The sequence below is a fragment of the Trinickia acidisoli genome, from assembly GCF_017315725.1.
GTDB lineage: Bacteria > Pseudomonadota > Gammaproteobacteria > Burkholderiales > Burkholderiaceae > Trinickia > Trinickia acidisoli.
In genome coordinates, this window is sequence record NZ_JAFLRG010000001.1 from 436172 (window position 1) to 452797 (window position 16626).

The 16626-nt window shown below is 60.5% G+C and carries 16 protein-coding genes and 2 tRNA genes; 9 read left to right on the forward strand and 9 right to left on the reverse strand.

From position 1 onward, the window contains the following. Positions 1 to 13 precede the first annotated feature (13 nt). The 4 genes from J3485_RS02095 to J3485_RS02110 all read left to right on the forward strand — a co-directional run bounded on the left by J3485_RS02095 (position 14) and on the right by J3485_RS02110 (position 2167). Positions 14 to 781, forward strand: coding sequence for a cytochrome c1 (locus tag J3485_RS02095; protein WP_206950948.1), 768 nt, complete (start codon positions 14 to 16; stop codon positions 779 to 781). 101 nt (positions 782 to 882) lie between these two features. Then, entirely contained in the window at positions 883 to 1494 is a 612-nt protein-coding gene (locus J3485_RS02100) for a glutathione S-transferase N-terminal domain-containing protein (protein ID WP_006052302.1), read from the forward strand. 65 nt (positions 1495 to 1559) lie between these two features. Continuing rightward, positions 1560 to 2072 (forward strand): ClpXP protease specificity-enhancing factor, encoded by a 513-nt coding sequence (locus J3485_RS02105; RefSeq protein WP_206950949.1) that lies wholly within the window; start codon positions 1560 to 1562, stop codon positions 2070 to 2072. A 19-nt stretch (positions 2073 to 2091) separates the two neighbouring features. Beyond that, positions 2092 to 2167 (forward strand) — tRNA-Thr (locus tag J3485_RS02110). Positions 2168 to 2276: 109 nt separating this feature from the next. Here J3485_RS02110 and J3485_RS02115 read toward each other — a convergent pair. Beyond that, positions 2277 to 2417, reverse strand: a complete 141-nt coding sequence (locus tag J3485_RS02115) for a peptidase (protein WP_206950950.1) — start codon at positions 2415 to 2417, stop codon at positions 2277 to 2279. 61 nt (positions 2418 to 2478) lie between these two features. Beyond that, entirely contained in the window at positions 2479 to 2898 is a 420-nt protein-coding gene (locus tag J3485_RS02120) for a DUF6573 family protein (protein ID WP_176041816.1), read from the reverse strand. 918 nt (positions 2899 to 3816) lie between these two features. On the opposite strand from J3485_RS02120, the gene J3485_RS02125 reads away from it, so the two are divergent. Further along, on the forward strand, positions 3817 to 4611 hold the full coding sequence (locus J3485_RS02125; RefSeq protein ID WP_206950951.1) for a hypothetical protein: 795 nt from the start codon (positions 3817 to 3819) through the stop codon (positions 4609 to 4611). A 317-nt stretch (positions 4612 to 4928) separates the two neighbouring features. Here J3485_RS02125 and J3485_RS02130 read toward each other — a convergent pair whose 3' ends face one another. The 4 genes from J3485_RS02130 to J3485_RS28770 form a co-directional block, all read right to left on the reverse strand. Then, positions 4929 to 6056 carry an AAA family ATPase gene (locus J3485_RS02130; protein ID WP_206950952.1) on the reverse strand — a complete coding sequence of 376 codons (1128 nt, stop codon included), beginning with the start codon at positions 6054 to 6056 and terminating at the stop codon, positions 4929 to 4931. Continuing rightward, on the reverse strand, positions 6053 to 6253 hold the full coding sequence (locus tag J3485_RS02135; protein ID WP_060373689.1) for a hypothetical protein: 201 nt from the start codon (positions 6251 to 6253) through the stop codon (positions 6053 to 6055). The genes J3485_RS02130 and J3485_RS02135 overlap by 4 nt, the downstream gene beginning before the upstream one ends. A 119-nt stretch (positions 6254 to 6372) precedes the next feature. After that, entirely contained in the window at positions 6373 to 6786 is a 414-nt protein-coding gene (locus J3485_RS28765; RefSeq protein ID WP_242538450.1) for a hypothetical protein, read from the reverse strand. Positions 6787 to 6841: 55 nt separating this feature from the next. Continuing rightward, on the reverse strand, positions 6842 to 7348 hold the full coding sequence (locus J3485_RS28770) for a hypothetical protein (RefSeq protein ID WP_242538451.1): 507 nt from the start codon (positions 7346 to 7348) through the stop codon (positions 6842 to 6844). Between the two features lie 246 nt (positions 7349 to 7594). On the opposite strand from J3485_RS28770, the gene J3485_RS02145 reads away from it, so the two are divergent. Genes J3485_RS02145 through J3485_RS02155 form a run of 3 tightly spaced genes read left to right on the forward strand, consistent with a single transcriptional unit; the run spans position 7595 to position 13609 of the window. Next, a complete protein-coding gene (locus J3485_RS02145) occupies positions 7595 to 9181 on the forward strand; it encodes a class I SAM-dependent DNA methyltransferase (protein ID WP_206950953.1) in 1587 nt (528 codons plus the stop codon). Next, positions 9171 to 10481 carry a restriction endonuclease subunit S gene (locus J3485_RS02150; protein ID WP_206950954.1) on the forward strand — a complete coding sequence of 437 codons (1311 nt, stop codon included), beginning with the start codon at positions 9171 to 9173 and terminating at the stop codon, positions 10479 to 10481. The genes J3485_RS02145 and J3485_RS02150 overlap by 11 nt, the downstream gene beginning before the upstream one ends. After that, a complete protein-coding gene (locus tag J3485_RS02155; RefSeq protein WP_206950955.1) occupies positions 10478 to 13609 on the forward strand; it encodes a type I restriction endonuclease subunit R in 3132 nt (1043 codons plus the stop codon). The genes J3485_RS02150 and J3485_RS02155 overlap by 4 nt, the downstream gene beginning before the upstream one ends. Before the next feature lie 129 nt (positions 13610 to 13738). Here the strand turns inward: J3485_RS02155 and J3485_RS02160 are convergent, their stop codons facing one another. The 3 genes from J3485_RS02160 to J3485_RS02170 are packed head-to-tail and all read right to left on the reverse strand — an operon-like array spanning position 13739 to position 15932. Next, entirely contained in the window at positions 13739 to 14104 is a 366-nt protein-coding gene (locus tag J3485_RS02160) for a helix-turn-helix domain-containing protein (protein WP_206950956.1), read from the reverse strand. Next, positions 14085 to 14486 (reverse strand): type II toxin-antitoxin system RelE/ParE family toxin, encoded by a 402-nt coding sequence (locus J3485_RS02165; protein WP_206950957.1) that lies wholly within the window; start codon positions 14484 to 14486, stop codon positions 14085 to 14087. Before J3485_RS02165 ends, J3485_RS02160 begins: the two co-directional genes overlap by 20 nt. A gap of 45 nt (positions 14487 to 14531) precedes the next feature. After that, positions 14532 to 15932 carry a tyrosine-type recombinase/integrase gene (locus tag J3485_RS02170; RefSeq protein WP_206950958.1) on the reverse strand — a complete coding sequence of 467 codons (1401 nt, stop codon included), beginning with the start codon at positions 15930 to 15932 and terminating at the stop codon, positions 14532 to 14534. A gap of 136 nt (positions 15933 to 16068) precedes the next feature. On the opposite strand from J3485_RS02170, the gene J3485_RS02175 reads away from it, so the two are divergent. Next, positions 16069 to 16163 (forward strand) — tRNA-Thr (locus J3485_RS02175). Positions 16164 to 16626: the final 463 nt, after the last annotated feature.

Consider the following 16626-nt stretch of genomic DNA (forward strand, 5'->3'; position numbering starts at 1 on the left):
AGGACAACACGATATGAAGACTTGGCTGAGTAAGCTCGCGCGCATCGGTGGGGTGAGCGTTGCGCTGTCGGTAGCGGTGGCGATGGGGCCGGCCCATGCGGACGAGGGAATACCGCTCGATCGTGCGCCCAATAACACGCACGACATCGCTTCGTTGCAACATGGGGCGCAATTGTTTGTAAACTACTGCTTGAATTGCCATAGCGCGAACCTGATGCGGTACAGCGCGCTCGAGCAAATCGGCATTTCCCAGAAGGAGATCGAGCAGAACCTGCTGTTTACCACCGACAAAGTGGGTAATCCGATGACAGTGGCGATGCGTCCCGACGATGCGAAAGCGTGGTTCGGCGTGACGCCACCCGATTTGTCGGTGGAGGCGCGCGCGCGCGGCAGCGACTGGCTGTACACCTATTTGCGCAGCTTCTACCGCGATGACACGCGGCCGACAGGCTGGAACAACATGGTGTTCAACAACGTCGGCATGCCGAATGTGCTGTGGCAATTGCAGGGCGAGCGTACGGCCAAATTCGAGGACGTGACCGACCTGGAGACGGGTGAGAAGACGCACGAGTTCGTCGGCTTCCAGGTCGTAAAACCGGGGACGATGTCGCGGGTAGATTATGATTCTGCCGTGGCCGATCTGGTCGCGTACTTGACTTGGATGTCCGAGCCGACCCAGCAGACCCGCAGACAGCTTGGCGTATGGGTGCTGATCTTCCTGGGCATACTGACGTTTTTCGCCTGGCGGCTCAACGCAGCGTACTGGAAGGACGTCAAATAAACACGCCGTGACACGGTGTGGGGCCGGCACAAGGGAGCGTTCGCTCGGCGAGCGGGTGCTCCGGCGCGCTGGCCCTTCAGCTTTTTGAGGAAACTTTAGACATGATGGTTTTGTATTCCGGCACAACTTGCCCGTTTTCCCAGCGTTGCCGGCTGGTGTTGTTCGAAAAGGGCATGGACTTCGAGATTCGCGACGTCGACCTGTTCAACAAGCCGGAAGACATCGCGGTGATGAATCCGTACGGGCAGGTGCCGATTCTGGTCGAGCGCGACTTGATCCTGTACGAATCGAACATCATCAACGAATACATCGACGAGCGCTTCCCGCATCCGCAGTTGATGCCCGCCGATCCGGTGCAGCGTGCGCGTGCGCGTTTGTTCCTGCTCAACTTCGAGAAGGAATTGTTCGTTCACGTCGGCACGCTCGAGAACGAGAAGGGCAAGGCCGCTGAAAAGAACCATGAGAAGGCGCGCCTGGCGATTCGCGATCGGTTGACGCAACTGGCGCCGATCTTCTTGAAGAACAAGTACATGCTCGGCGAAGAGTTTTCGATGCTCGACGTGGCGATCGCGCCGCTGCTGTGGCGTCTCGACCACTACGGTATCGAGTTGTCGAAGAATGCCGCGCCGCTGATGAAGTACGCCGAGCGTATCTTCAGCCGGCCGGCTTACATCGAGGCGCTGACGCCCTCGGAAAAGGTGATGCGCCGGTAAGTCGAGTTCGGCCGCGCCGCCTGCGCAGGACGGGCGGTGCGCCGTGCTCCGTATGAGGACAGTTGATGCAAGAAATTTCGACTAAGCCTTATCTGCTGCGTGCGTTGTACGAATGGTGCACGGACAACGGCTATACGCCGCACATCGCCGTTCGCGTGGACAACCAGACGCGCGTGCCGCGTCAGTTCGTGCACAACGACGAGATCGTCCTGAACATCAGCTTCGAGGCGACGAGCCAACTGCAGATGGGCAACGAGTGGATCGAGTTCAGCGCGCGGTTCTCGGGCAAGGTGCATAAGATCGAAGTGCAGATAGCGAACGTGCTGGCGATCTATGCGCGCGAGAACGGGCAGGGAATGGCATTTCCCGTCGAGCCCGCGACGGGGGCCGTGCAGAGCGGGCCCGTGGCGAGCAGCGAGGTGTTGGATGCGGACGTTTCGGAGCCTGAGGCTTCATCGCCCCCCGAGAGCGGGGCCGATGCACCGGCGGCACCGAGCGATGCCGGTCGGCCCCCGCGCACCGATGATGACGGCGGCAAGGGCGGCGGCGGTAAAGGCCACCTCAAGGTCGTGAAATGAAGTAGAATCGCGGACTCACGCCGGCTTAGCTCATCTGGTAGAGCAGTTGATTTGTAATCATCAGGTGGCGGGTTCGAGTCCTGCAGCCGGCACCATATAAATCAAGGGGTTACGAGATTTTTCTTGTAACCCCTTGTTCATTTCTGCGGCTCATGTAACCGCTGTGTAACCGGATTTCCTCAATCCCGGTCAACGTCGTTTCGGTTACATGACATCCCCAAAGGGCGCTGACCAAGGCTGGCGCGAGTCGAGTTGCGTGCCGTATGGGTTGCCGCCGACATCGACGCCAGAGTAATCCTCGCTGGTCATCGGCAAGCCGGTCGCCGGATTGATGGGGTAAGTCATAGTGCCCTCCTTGTTGAGCGGTTGGAAGACGCTCCGCTGTCATCGACGAGGCGGGTGAAACTCAGTCCTCGTCGGTCATCAGAATCGTGATAACGGGTTCGGCGTTGTCGCCTGGGCCGATATGCAGATTCAGCACGACAGGTCGAGGCTGCGTAGCACGACCGCCGCGCGGCACGCGGTGCAGTTCAAACGCGATACGCTGCGCGCCACGTGCGCGCTTTGCTGCCAGTGCGCCCATCCAGAGCACGTCCCAAAGCCGGCCGTTTTCGTCTTGTGCAACCTGCTTCTTGCTGTCCGCGTCGGTCCACGCAACGCAATCCGCCCATACCGCTGATGTCACCGCGACCGGAATACGAAAGCCGGCTTCTCGCGCCAGACCGCTCACGTTGACCAGTACGCCATCGGCAATCGCTTGCGCGCGGGTATAGCTCGAAATCGTCTTACCGAAAACGTCGTCTGGATTGTGTGTGTTGTCCTGCATGGTGTTCGCTCCTTTGAAGCTGACCGGGTTCCTGATGCAGAGCCCCCTTACACCGCTTGCCGGTGCCGGCATGGGGTGGCGCTGTGTTTGCCGCCGTTCTTCCCTCTGCTTCGCCCTGATGTACTGCGACGACCAGGCAACAGGGGCGACGTGCAAGGTCACGTCCGGAAGCCGCAGTCCGAAGGAAACGGGTGAGGAACGTGCGCGCAGCGTTCAACCTTGTATGGCGGCACGCCTGGCGTACAGTCATCCGTTTGGGCTAAGCGGCGGGAAGGACGGCGGCAGGCCGCCATTGCGACGAAACCGGCGTCGCGGGAGAGCGGGGCCGGTGGGCCACGTGCGAGCGCGACCCATGCACGCGTAGCGTGCGTGACTCGCAAGCCAGTGGCGCGCAGCCGGCGCGCATCAGCGCGACGGCGAAGGGGGCCGCGTCGCGTAGCGACGTGGGGCAAGCGCGTTCAGCGCGCAGCACAGACTGGCGCACCGGCCCCCAGGACGGTTGCCGGTCTGCGTGGGGGAGCCGGTCATCGCTGACAGCCCAAGCTGACAGAGGTCGCCCCAGCGACCGGCAGAGGGCCGGGGGCGGAGCTCCGCCCCGAAGCGCAGCGCTTGCGCTGCGTGCGGGCAAGGTAGTCAGGTCGCAGCACAGCGTAGACCGTAGGCCCACAGGCCGGAGCCGGCGGCGCATCCAGCGCGGACGGATGACTACCTTGCCCGCACGCAGTGCGGGGCGCTGGTTTTAAGGACACGGCGGGCGTCCAGCCCGACGAATCCCCGTGCGGCCTACAGGCCGCGTAAGGGGATGGTGGCCTTGCCGCGCAAGCGGCTTCGTTCCCCCTGTATGACTCTGGGCATACAGGGGCACATATGGGTGGTCACGCGCTATACGGAAATGTCGAAACCAAGGAGAGACATACCGTGACAGCGCAGGACGGCCGGATTGTGGCTAGCCAGAACGAGGTGCGCGTATTGCGCGCGCTCAATCGCTTCGGCTGGTTGCCTACGAAATCGCTTGGGGCGCTGCTTTGGCAGCCTTGGCTGCGAAAGCCGGCCGGCGAGCCGGACATGCAGCCGCGGATGCCGACCGCATCGGCCCGGCTGATGGCGCAACGCACGCTGCGCCGACTGTATTTGGCTCGCCAGGTGCTGCGGGCGCGTGCACCAGACGGCAGCCTGATTTACGCGCTCGCCGAAGCGGGTGTACGTCGGCTCGCGCAGCTCGGCGTGCCGGCCGTATCGGGCAAGGATTTGGTGAGGCGCTTCAGCTCGGCGCAGTTCCGCCACCGCAGCATCGCGAACGACATTGCGATTGCCGGCATCGTGGCCGGATTCCGCGTTTCGACCGAGCGCGAAATCGCGCAGGACAAGTGGCTCGGCGGCGAGCAAGGCATCGCGGGCAAGAAGCCCGACGTGCTACTGCAAGGGGATGGACGGGCCTGGTGGATTGAGGTCGAGAAATCGCGTCGCCGGGCCAGCGACTGGGCGAAGCTCCATGCCTTCCTGAAAGCCGTCCATGACGATGCACACCGGACAGACGGGCCGGCGCTGCTCGGCGGGCTGCGTTGGGCAAAGGTCATCTTCATCTGCACGCCAGCATTCCACGTGCGACTGGTGCGCGAACTGAAAGCCGCCGGATGGAGCGAAGCCACAATAAACCGGCTCACATCCCACGTCGATGCGCTATACAGTTTCGAGGACATCGCGTTCAAGTAAAAACCAGGCCGCCACAAACCGGCGGCCTGGGTACAGGCCACCCACGCCAGCCGAGCCGGTCTGTGCGTGTAGTGGATGACCTTTTCTGCCCGCCATTCAAGCAGGCCGTGCGATGCGCGCGCGCTCGCGCTTCCGGCTATCGCACGTAAACAAGCATCAGGGGTCAGCAGTTGCAGTGCTGAGGTTCAGAAACACGCGAGGGCCAGACGTATCGAGGCCACGGCGGCGATGTTGCCGCGACAACCGTCCAGTTGGTCAATTGCCGACTGGGCGGTTGCTTATGATTAATCGCGCGGCATATTGGCCATCTTGGCCAGCTATTCCCTGTTGGCCAACTCCGGCAGGCTCCAGTACCACTTGCTGTCCTTGCCCTTGTACTTTTCCACGCGCAGGGCATCCGACGCACGGCGCAGGGTGCGCAGCGCGATACCGGCCTGTTCGGCGTCGGCCTCGATGGCTTTGGCCGGGATGTCGCCAGCGCTCAGCAGTTCGGCCAAAAACTCCCGAGCCGAATCGACTGCACTGCTGCCGCGCCCTTCGTTTTTTTCCTGGTTGCCGAGTAGTTCGTGTGCGGAACCCGAGACTTCATCACCCCATGCGATGCATGAAGACGGGACGCCGGCGGCCGGTTCGCACTGTTCGATTTGGTACTCGAAACCGCCATCGTCCGGCCCGATGTTCGACTTGGCGCGAGCGAATATGCGGATGTCTTCGTCGCTGTCGCGCTTCACCTTCGCCGCAATCAGCACGACGCGCGCCACGGCCGTGAACGCGACCGAACCGTTGACCCACTGCGCCGGGTTGCTGCCCGCCTTACCTTTGTTGAAGTGCGTGATGCCGAGCAGCGCTGCGCCGACATTGGCAGCCAGGTCCACGAGCGGTTGCAGCGCGCGACGGGTTTCCGTGTTCTTGTGGCTGTCGCCCGACACGGCGGACACGATGGGGGCGATGATGAGCAACCGGACATTGCCGATTTTCTCGCACGTCTCCTTGAGTGCGGGCATATCGCGAGCTGGGTCGAAGCACTTCACTTTTCCTTCAATGCGCGTGCCCGTAACGAAGTACACGCGGTTCATGTCGGCACCGGCGGCCATCAGGCGCGGCGTCAGCGTATCGCGCGGGTCGTCTTCGCCAGACCAGATGACGATATTGCCCGCCTCGGCCACGGTACCGTCAGGCCAGATGCCGCCTTGCGTGACCGTGGCACCGATGGACATGGCAATCGTCGTTTTGCCGGTGCCCGGCTCGCCGGCCAGCAGGGTCATCTTGCCGCGGGCGAAATAGCCGTCCCAGAGCCAGTTCATGGGTTGCGGGTGCATCGAAGCACCGTTGACGACGATGACGCCATCGCTCGCGGGTTCGGGCTTGCTGGTCGGTACCGGCTTGGCGAGCGGCAGGATAGTTGCGTCGGCTTGCGTTTGTGCGGTGGACGTGACGAGATTCATGCCGCCACCCCGCCCATAAGTTGTTCCAGAGCATTACTCGGCCAGGCGAGAAAGCGGTTCGGGAGTTTCACCGGGCGCACGCCGTGATAGCTGCCGGTTTCCATGTAGCGCTTGCGGATGGACTGCGGACGCACGGCCATCATCGAGGCGAGTTCCTCGGTCGTGAGGAACGGGCGGAGGGTATGCTGGAGATTCATCTGTATCACCTTTCGCCGTTTGGCGTTTCGTTAGGGTGATACGCATTAGATTTACCCCTATACCGTCCCCCACAAGCGTCCCCGTTCCCCCAACTTGGGGGAGACGGGCACGGGGGACACTACCGGGCGTCGGCGATTTCCTTGTTGCGCCTCAATCGCTCCCACGCCTTGTCGAACGTCGTGGAGCCTTGCCAGTTCAGGGTTTTGCGAACCTCGGCCTTCACACCTGGCTGCCCGGCGGGGGATTTACGCAAGCTCAGTGGGTCATGTCCGAGTTCCGCTAGAACCCTCAGAATTTCCTGTTCCTGGAAGGCTTGTTGCTGCAAGGGGCGGGGCGTAATGCCCGGCTCCGATGCCCGAGCACCTCCTGCGCTAGTCTCGCCCGCAGCGACCGCGACAAGTTCGGCGGCGGGCGCTTCGAGCGGCCACGCGTAGCCGTGCCGCGCGCACCAAGAGCGAATATCGGCATGCGAGAGCATCTGCTTGCCGGAAATCGTCGCCGCAATCTCCGTGCGCTCGACGCCATCGGTCACGGCAGCCTTCCATTTCCAGAACACGTCGTCGTATGCAGGCGACTGAAGCCCGGCATCACTCGTGCCGGCGATAAGAATGGTGGCGGCCCGGTAGGGCGAAATCCACGCTTGGCCGTCGGTAAGCGCGTATCCATTCCGGCACATACCGCCCGTCTGGAAACCGCCGCCAGTCCGAATCCGTCTCGTCCGGCCGCACGACGGCGACATCGTGGCGCAATAGAAAGGGATAGATGTCCGCCGTGTAGAAGCCGATGCGCTCGAACAGGGGCTGCGCATCGTCGTTCGGCGTGCCGTCCGCATTGAACAGTGTTCGCTGGTCAGCAAAGAGACGAAGCTGACTGAGCAGCTTCAAGCGTGCGTCCATGTCCAAGGGAAGTATGACGCCCGATGCGTCACGGGAGCGGATGTCGTTGATGCCAGTCAAGTCGGCTTCTAGGGCCGAAACTAGATAACCAGCCGCCTCGTACACTATGGCCGTTTCCGCCTGGCCGATTTGCCCGAATAGCTCCCACAAACTGATGAATTGCCCGCTGTCTTTCGACCGGTTTTCCGCGTCACGCACGTTTTCCTCTCATCCTGCTTTGTATAATCCGTTTGAACTTGGCCAGCATGACCAGCTTCGGCAGCTTGGACAAGTTGGCCGACATGGCCAAGAAGTCCTATATCGGCAGCTACCCGCATTTCGTGAAGCCTCGCCGCCATCGGGCATGACAGAGGTCCGGGCCATGCGCCTCGATGCAGTATCAGCATGACGAGTCCAATGCGATGAGACTATCATCCTGGACGATTCCCATATTCCGTCCTACCAGTGAACCAAGACCTGAAGAAAACCCTCTGGGCCGCCGCCGACAAGCTGCGCTCATCGATGGATGCCGCCGAATACAAGCACATCGTGCTCGGCCTGATTTTCCTCAAATACATCTCCGATGCGTTCGATGAGCGCCGCGCGCAGCTCGCGGCGGCGTTTGGCAACCAGGAGGACGACCTGTATCTGCCCGACGCGACCGACCATGCTGAAGCGCTGGAAGAGCGCGATTACTACACGATGGCCAACGTGTTCTGGGTGCCGGCGTCCGCGCGTTGGGAATCCATCCGCGCGCAAGCCAAGCAGCCGGACATCGGCGTGCGGATTGATTCGGCACTGGAAGCTATCGAGGCCGATAACAAGCGGCTCAAAGGCATCCTCGACAAGCGTTTCGGTCGCACGCAGCTCGAGCCGGGCAAGCTTGGCGAACTGGTGGACTTGATTTCGACGGTCGGTTTCGGCGAGGGCCATCACGCGAAAGACTTGCTCGGCGAGGTGTACGAATACTTCCTCGGCCAGTTCGCGACGGCCGAAGGCAAGAAAGGCGGACAGTTCTACACGCCGGCCTCAGTGGTGCGCGTGCTGGTCGAGGTGCTGGCCCCGCACGAGGGACGCGTGTATGACCCCTGCTGTGGTTCGGGCGGCATGTTCGTGCAGTCCGAGAAGTTTATCGAGTCGCACGGCGGCAAGGCGGACGACATCAGCATCTACGGCCAGGAAGCGAACCCGACCACCTGGCGGCTGGTGGCGATGAACCTGGCGATTCGCGGCTTCGCGGCTGACCTCGGCAAGGAACCGGCCGATACCTTCCATCGTGACCAGCATCCCGACCTACGTGCCGACTACGTGCTTGCCAATCCGCCGTTCAATATCAGCGATTGGGGCGGTGAGCGGCTGGCCGACGACCGGCGCTGGACCTATGGCGTGCCGCCGGCCGGCAACGCGAATTATGCGTGGTTGCAACATATCCTGCATCACCTGAGTCCGCGCGGGCAGGCGGGCGTGGTGCTGGCCAACGGCAGCATGTCCAGCGCGCAGAGCGGCGAAGGCGAGATTCGCCGCGCGATGGTCGAGGCCGGCGTGGTCGATGTGATGGTCGCATTGCCGCCGCAGCTTTTCTTCAATACGCAGATTCCGGCGTGCCTGTGGTTCCTCGCAAAGGACAAGAGCGGGACGCCGGTTCCTGGTGGCAAGCCGAGCCGCGACCGGCGCGGCGAGGTGCTATTCATCGACGCGCGCAAGCTCGGGCGGATGGAATCGCGCGTGTTGCGCGTGTTCGATGACGAGGACATCGCGCGTATCGCGTCAACAGTGCATCGCTGGCGTGCGGATGGCGAGGATGGGGCCGACGAGCCGTATTCCGATGTGTCGGGATTCTGCCGGTCGGTGCAGGTGGCCGAGATTGCGGAGCATGGCTACGTGCTCACGCCGGGCCGCTACGTTGGTGCTGAAGAAATAGAAGATGACGACGAGGCGTTCGGCGAGAAGATGGAACGTTTGACCGTGCAGCTTGCCGAGCAGATGGCGAAAGGGGCGGAACTGGATGCGGTGATTCGCGAAAAACTGGAGGGGCTGGGATATGCAGTCTAATGCCCGCCCTCTGCGTGAGTTGTGTAGCCTGATTGTTGACTGTCCACATAGCACACCAGTATGGACTGATGCAGGCTACATTGTCATTCGAAACCAGAATATTAAGGGTGGTCGACTAGACTTATCGTCCCCATCATTCACGGATGCCTTGCATTTTGCGCACCGGATACGTCGAGCAAAACCTCGGGAAGGCGACATCGTATTTACCAGAGAAGCTCCGATGGGAGAGGTGTGCATGATTCCTCGGGGGCTGGAGTGCTGCGTTGGTCAGCGACAAGTGTTGCTCCGACCAAACCCGACGATGGTCGATGGACGCTATTTACTCTATGCGCTGCAATCTCCACAAGTTCAGCACGAAATCGGCTGGAACGAGGGGACTGGGTCAACGGTAAGCAATGTACGTATCCCTGTTCTCGAAGCGCTCAGAATTCCAACTCCACCTGTTGGGGTTCAGCAGGGAATCGGTGAATTGCTGGGTGTTCTTGATGACCGCATCGACCTCCTGCGCCAAACGAACGCCACTCTGGAATCAATCGCCCAAACCCTGTTCAAAAGCTGGTTCATCGACTTTGACCCGGTTCGAGCAAAGGCCGAAGGCCGCGAGCCGGAAGGCATGGACGCCAATACGGCTGCGCTATTTCCTGATTCGGTCGAGGATTCGGCGTTGGGTGAAATTCCAAAGGGATGGCAAGCCATTACTCTGGGCGAGGCATTCGAGTTGAACCCATCTCGCTCGCTGAAAAAAGGGGGAGACGCCACATATTTGGAAATGGCAAATGCTTCAACGACCGGTCATCGTCCATTGGAGCATGTTGATACGCGACCGTTCGGCTCTGGTTGCAAATTTAGAAACGGGGATGCGCTGCTGGCGAAAATTACCCCATGTCTGGAAAATGGAAAATCAGCATTTGTCGATTTTCTTGGGGAAAACGAAGTGGGTTGGGGTTCAACAGAATTTATCGTGTTGCATTCACGACCGAAGTTTCCGAAATACTGCGCATATTTGCTGGCTAGGTACGAACCATTTCGGCAGTTTGCCATTCAGGCGATGACGGGAACGAGTGGCCGACAACGTATAGACCTGTCGCGCCTGATGCAATTCCCGCTTGCCGCCCCCCCAGATGAGCGTATTGCCGTCGCCACTGAGACGGTGTTTGGCAATATACAAACTCGTATCGCAGCAAACGACAATCAGGCAAAAACGCTCGCGGCATTACGTGATGCGCTATTGCCCGGCCTAATTTCTGGCAAACTCCGCCTCTCCCAAGCCGAGGCGCAATTGAACGAGGCACTTGCATGAGCGTCATCAGCGAGGATGCAGTCGAACAGGCCATGCTCGGCTGGCTGGTCGACCTCGGCTGGCAAACCGCCCACGGCCCCGACATTTCCCCGCCCGACAGTAAGACGCCCGGCACCGAACGCGACACGTACCGCGATGTCGTCCTGCGTCATCGCCTGGCTACCGCCGTTGCGAAGCTCAACCCTCATATCCCGCCCGGCGCTCGCGACGACGCGCTGCGCCATGTGCTGAACCCGAACGTCCCCGGCCTCGTCAATGCCAATCGCCAGCTCTACCGCTGGCTGGTCGATGGCGTGCCGGTCGAGTTCCAGAAGGATGGCGAGACGCGCGGCGACCGCGTACGCCTCGCCGATTTCTCTGACGCGGCCGCGAACGACTGGCTGGCCGTCAACCAGTTCAGCATCCAGGGCGCGAAGAAAACCCGCCGTCCCGATGTCGTGCTGTTCCTCAACGGTCTACCGATTGTCGTGGTCGAACTGAAGAACCCCGGCGACCAGAATGCAGACATCTGGGGCGCATGGAATCAGCTTCAGGCTTACCAGGAAGACATTCCCGAGCTGTTCCACACCAATGCGATACAGGTTATCTCGGACGGCACCACGGCCCGCATGGGTTCGCTCACGTCGAGCAAGGAACGCTTCCTAGCTTGGCGTACCATCGACGGCCGAGAAACCGACCCGCTTGGCGCGATGCGCGAACTCGAAACACTCACGCGCGGTCTGTTCCGCCGCGACTACCTGCTCGACTACCTGCACCACTTCATCCTGTTCGAGGACGAAGGCGCGCTCGTCAAAAAGATTGCCGCGTACCACCAGTTTCACGCGGTACGCGCTGTGGTCGATAGCGTGCTGCACGCCTCGGCCCCCGGCGGTTCGCGCAAGGGCGGCGTCGTCTGGCATACGCAGGGCGCGGGTAAGAGCATCGAAATGACCTGCCTGGCCGGTGCACTAATGGCCAGTGCGGAGATGCAGAACCCGACTCTCTTGGTCGTCACTGACCGCAACGACCTGGACAACCAGCTTTTCGGTGTGTTCGCCGGAGCCAGCGAGTTGCTTCGTGAAACGCCGGTGCAGGCTGATACGCGTACCGAACTGCGCCGCCTGCTCGCCAATCGCCCGTCCGGTGGCATCATTTTCACGACCATTCAGAAGTTCACGCCCGGCGAGGACGAGGACACATTTCCGGTGCTCTCCGAACGGCACAATATCGTCGTTATCTGCGACGAAGCGCACCGCAGCCAGTACGGTTTCGATGCGCGCCTGACGGACGCTGGCAAGGACGGCGCGTCATCGGCCAGTTCGGCTGTGCGCTACGGCTATGCGCAGTACCTGCGCGATGCGCTGCCCGGTGCCACCTTCGTGGCGTTCACTGGCACGCCGGTTTCGCTCGACGACCGCGATACGCGCGCCGTGTTCGGCGATTACGTCCATGTGTACGACATCGAGCAGGCCGTGAAGGATGGCGCGACAGTGCCGATTTACTACGAAAGCCGCTTGGCTGCGCTGGAGCTGAAAGAGGCCGACACCGACGACCTCGACGACCAGGTGGACGAACTGACCGAAGACGAGGCCAACGACGAATCGAAGGTCGCCACGCTGCGCCGATGGGCCGCTCTGGAGAAGATTGTCGGTGCGCCGCCGCGTGTCCAAATAATCGCTGCTGATATTGTGGCCCACTTCGAGAATCGCTTGGCCGCGCTGGACGGCAAGGCGATGGTGGTCGCGATGAGTCGCGACATCTGCGTGCATCTGTATAACGCTATCGTTGCGCTGCGTCCCGAGTGGCATAGCGACGACCCGATGCAGGGCGTTATCAAAGTCGTGATGACAGGCTCGGCGTCCGACAAGGCGTTGCTCAAGCCGCACATCTACCCGAAGGACATTCGTAAAAAACTCGAACTCCGGTACAAGGACACGTCCGACCCGTTCAAGCTTGTTATCGTGCGCGATATGTGGCTCACGGGCTTTGATGCGCCGTGCATGCACACCATGTACATCGACAAGCCGATGAAGGGCCATAACCTGATGCAGGCCATCGCGCGCGTCAACCGGGTCTTCAAAGACAAGCCGGGTGGCTTGGTGGTCGATTACATCGGCATTGCGAACGAGCTGAAAGCGGCGCTGGCGACTTACACGCAGGCCAACGGACGCGGCCGGCCGACCATCGACGCGCGCGAAGCGCTGGCCGTGTTGATGGAAAAGATGGACGTGTTGCACGACTTGCTGCACGGCGTCGATTACGCGGCGTTCCGCACCCAGGCATGGCAACTGTTGCCGGCCGTAGCTGACCACGTGCTCGGGCAGAAGGACGGTAAGAAACGCTTCGCGGATGCTGTCCTGGCTGCGGGCCAGGCGTTCGCGCTCTGCTGCACGCTCGATGCAGCGCTCCAGTACCGGGACGAGCTGGCCTTTCTTCAGGCGGTCAAGGCCGCCATCGCCAAGAGCGAGAACGTCAACAAAACGCTGACCGACGAGCAGAAGGAACACGCGCTGCGGCAAATCATCAGCAGCGTGGTGGTCAGCGACGAGGTCATCGACATCTTCTCGGCGGCAGGGTTGAAGCGGCCGGACATTGGAGTGCTGTCCGACGCCTTCTTGGATGACGTGCGGCACATGAAGCAGCGCAACCTCGCGGTAGAACTCCTTGAGCGTCTGCTGAAAGACCAAATCAAGTCGCGCTTCAAAACCAACATAGTGCAGAGTGCGAAGTTCTCGGAACTGTTGCAGCAGAGTCTGACGCGTTACAACAATCGAGCGGTGCAGACTTCGCAGGTCATCGAAGAGCTTATCGCCATGGCCAAACAGTTCCAGGAAGCCGCCGAGCGCGGCGAGCGCCTGGGACTGAACAGCGACGAGATGGCCTTTTACGATGCGCTCGCAACCAACGAGGCGGCGGTGCGCGAACTCGGCGACGACACGCTCAAGAAAATCGCGGTCGAGCTGGTCGCGAGGCTGCGCGGCTCGGTCACGGTCGATTGGGCGAAGCGAGAAACCGTGCGCGCGAAGCTGCGCGTGATGGTCAAAACGCTACTCAAGCGCTACAAGTATCCGCCCGACCGGCAAGAGGAAGCGACGGATACGGTGCTGTCCCAGGCGGAAATGCTATCGGCGGATTGGGTAGCCGCCTGATATACCCGCATGACAGTTATGGACCGTAGCGAAGCTTGTCACGGTGTCTAGGTTGGCCAACTTGGCCATGCTGAAAACATGGCCAAGTTGGGACAACATGCGCGTCCTCGTCCGGCGAGTGTGCCGCGATTACGCTGTTGCCCTGGTTGCTCGAGGCGAGCGCCGCGCCCGAGTGGCAGAACGGGCTGGCGCTTTTTCTTCGGCTAGATGGTCAATGACCACCGGCGGACGATTCGGAAACTGCGCCACCAGTTCCAGTTTTCCACCCATGCCTTCGATGTAGCGCCGTAGGGTCGAAAGGAGCATGTCGCTACGTTGTTCGAGGCGGGAAATGGTGTCCTGCCCGACGCCTAAAGCCTGGGCCAAATCGACCTGGGTTTTCTCGACCGCCTGTCGCAAGTCCTTCAAGGAGGCGAGTTCCTGCGCACGTCGCTCGATTTTCGCGCGACGTGCTGCGGGCAGTGCTGCCATCACATCATCGAGTTTTTTTGCCATGCTTGCTCTCCGTTCCTTTCTCTGCTGCGAGCGAGGCTAGATGCTCATTGAACCGTCCATCGGCCACGGCAATCAGCCGCTTGTAAAATCGCTTCTGGTCAGCGCCGCCCTTGTCGCCACCTACCAATAAAATCACTTGTCGTTTGGGGTCGAAAGCGAAGGCAACCCGCCAGACGCCGTTGTCCCAACCGAAGCGCAGCTCCTTCATGTTGGTGTGTTGAGAGCCTTTGAGGCTATCAACGGTCGGTCGGCCAAGATTCGGGCCAAACTCACCAAGCAACCTCGCGTGGGCTAGCAGTTCGTCCTGCAAACCCTCTGGCAGTGCTTGGAACTCTGCGTCGAATGCGTCGTGAAACAGCACCGTCCAGTTCATGTTAGCCATTATGTATCAAAATCAATATGTATTCAATGTCATATGGTCTGAACATCATATGTAGTCAGGGTCATATGCTGAAAATGAATTCGAAGCCTGCTCCGGCTCGAAGTCGATACCAGCCTCTTTGAGCATCCAGGCCTCGATGCGCGCGTGCCACTTGCGCAGTAAGTCGAGCGGGCGGCGGCGGTAGTGCTTTTCTGTCAGAGCACTGGGCTTGTGCCCCTGAATTTGGGCCACGACCCCAGCGGGCACTTCTAGCCATTCGGCGAGCGTGCCGAACGAGCGACGTAGCCCTTGGAGGGTCATATGTGGCAGGCTTGCGGCTTCAATAGCAGCTTCATGTGCGAAGCGTGGTTCTTCGATGTGTCCGCTCTCAGATGCGTTGCTGAAAAACACCCACGGCGACGGTCGCCACGTCACGCCCTTCGCTTCCATCTTCCGCAACTGCTTGGGGCTCGGAGGTGTCTCGTTGAATCGCTTCAGTTCAAGGAGCAAAGAGCGGAAGTAGGGCGTCAGCGGAATGGTACGGGAGCCTTCTACTTTGTCGCGCAGCTTTATCTTGTTCCATTTCAAATCGACGCATTCCCAACGCAGTTCGGCCAGTTCTTCTCGGCGCGGGCCAGTGATGAGAACGCCTTGCAGATAAGCGGCAGCAACGGGGTTGGGCTGAGCGCGCACCGCCTTGAACCACGCGGGCAGTTGCTCGCGCTCAAGGCAGTCGCCTTCCGGCGTTTTCACGCTGGGCAGTAAAGCTGTGACTTTTTGGGATGAATAGCAGTCGTCTGGCAGCAGGGCTTTGAATTTTGCTTGACCATGGCACCAGCCAGCGAACGCTTTGAGCATGCGATATGCGTAGGCAACGCTGGTCGGCCGGTCGGCAACTTCGCCTTCCATCCATGCCGCAATCGCGTCGCCGGTCATGTCGGATAGTTTCAGTGGCATCAGCGCGTACAGGGGCCCCTGGCTAGTCATCCCTTTTCCTCGCTTCTTCTTCTCGCCACCGGGCGCTGCTAGCTTGCGATGGTCTTCAATGTACTGCGTGCTGCGAGGGCGTTTCGTTTTCGGAGATGGCTTCGTTTCCAGGTCGGTCACATAAGCCGCCCACGCATCCGCGAAGGTTACGTCCTGGCGTTCGGCTTCGGCCTTTCGTGCGGCTAGGGCGGCGCGCTGGTCGGCGGCATCCTCTCGGGGGTCCTTACCTGCATCAATCAAGCGTTGCAGGCGGCGCGCTTCGTCCCGCGCATCGTCAATGTCCCAATTCTTTGGCGAACCAATTGTGATTCGCATCGTCGCCCCGTTTAGCTTGCCCTGAAAGATGTAGGACTGCGCGCCCGCCCCGGTGGAGCGAAGGCCGAGGCCCGATGCGTTGCTGTCCCACAAAAAAGCCTGGAGCTTACCTGCCGGGCAGCTATGCCCGTTGACCCGCCCCACCGTGAAATTGACCTTGGCCACCAGTGTTACCCTTTGGAAGAGCTACATGGAAATTCATGTAACCGCTATGTAACCGGATTTTGTGGTTCTAGGGTAATTTGTGTCAACGTCGATGAGAGTTGTGTTTTCGTGTATCCCTTGTATTTACTGGGTTCGGGGCGGTTTTCGGTATCCGAGTCAACGTCGGTAATTGTGAGATTTCGATGATTTGTAATCATCAGGTGGCGGGTTCGAGTCCTGCAGCCGGCACCATATGCTTCTCCGACGACCTCCAAAGTCGTCCGAAAACCCCGCTAGAGTCCTTGATTCTGCCGGGTTTAATAAAGCTTCACCGAAACAGCCCGATCGGCTTACGTTGATCGGGCTGTTTCCTTTGTGAGGTCGCTGTGGATCCCGCCGTCAACCGCACCCCAAACGCCGCGCCGTAAGCCATCCTCTCCTTGTCATCGCGCTCTTGACCTTCCGCTTCTATCGTCATCGCCTCGTCCTCGCTATCCGCAACGCCAAATCCCAACACAAGCCGTACAAGCTGAGCTGACCACGGACGCAGGCGGCATTTTCCTGCCGATGCAGCCGAACGCCACGAAGCATTGACGACTCGTGTGCCTCCGACGTCATGCCAGCACGCTCGCAGCGCCCCAACCACCGGCTGCGTCATCCTCCGACGGTCTCTGCCTTTGTTGTCAAATGACTAAAAAATTGGTTAGGTAATTAA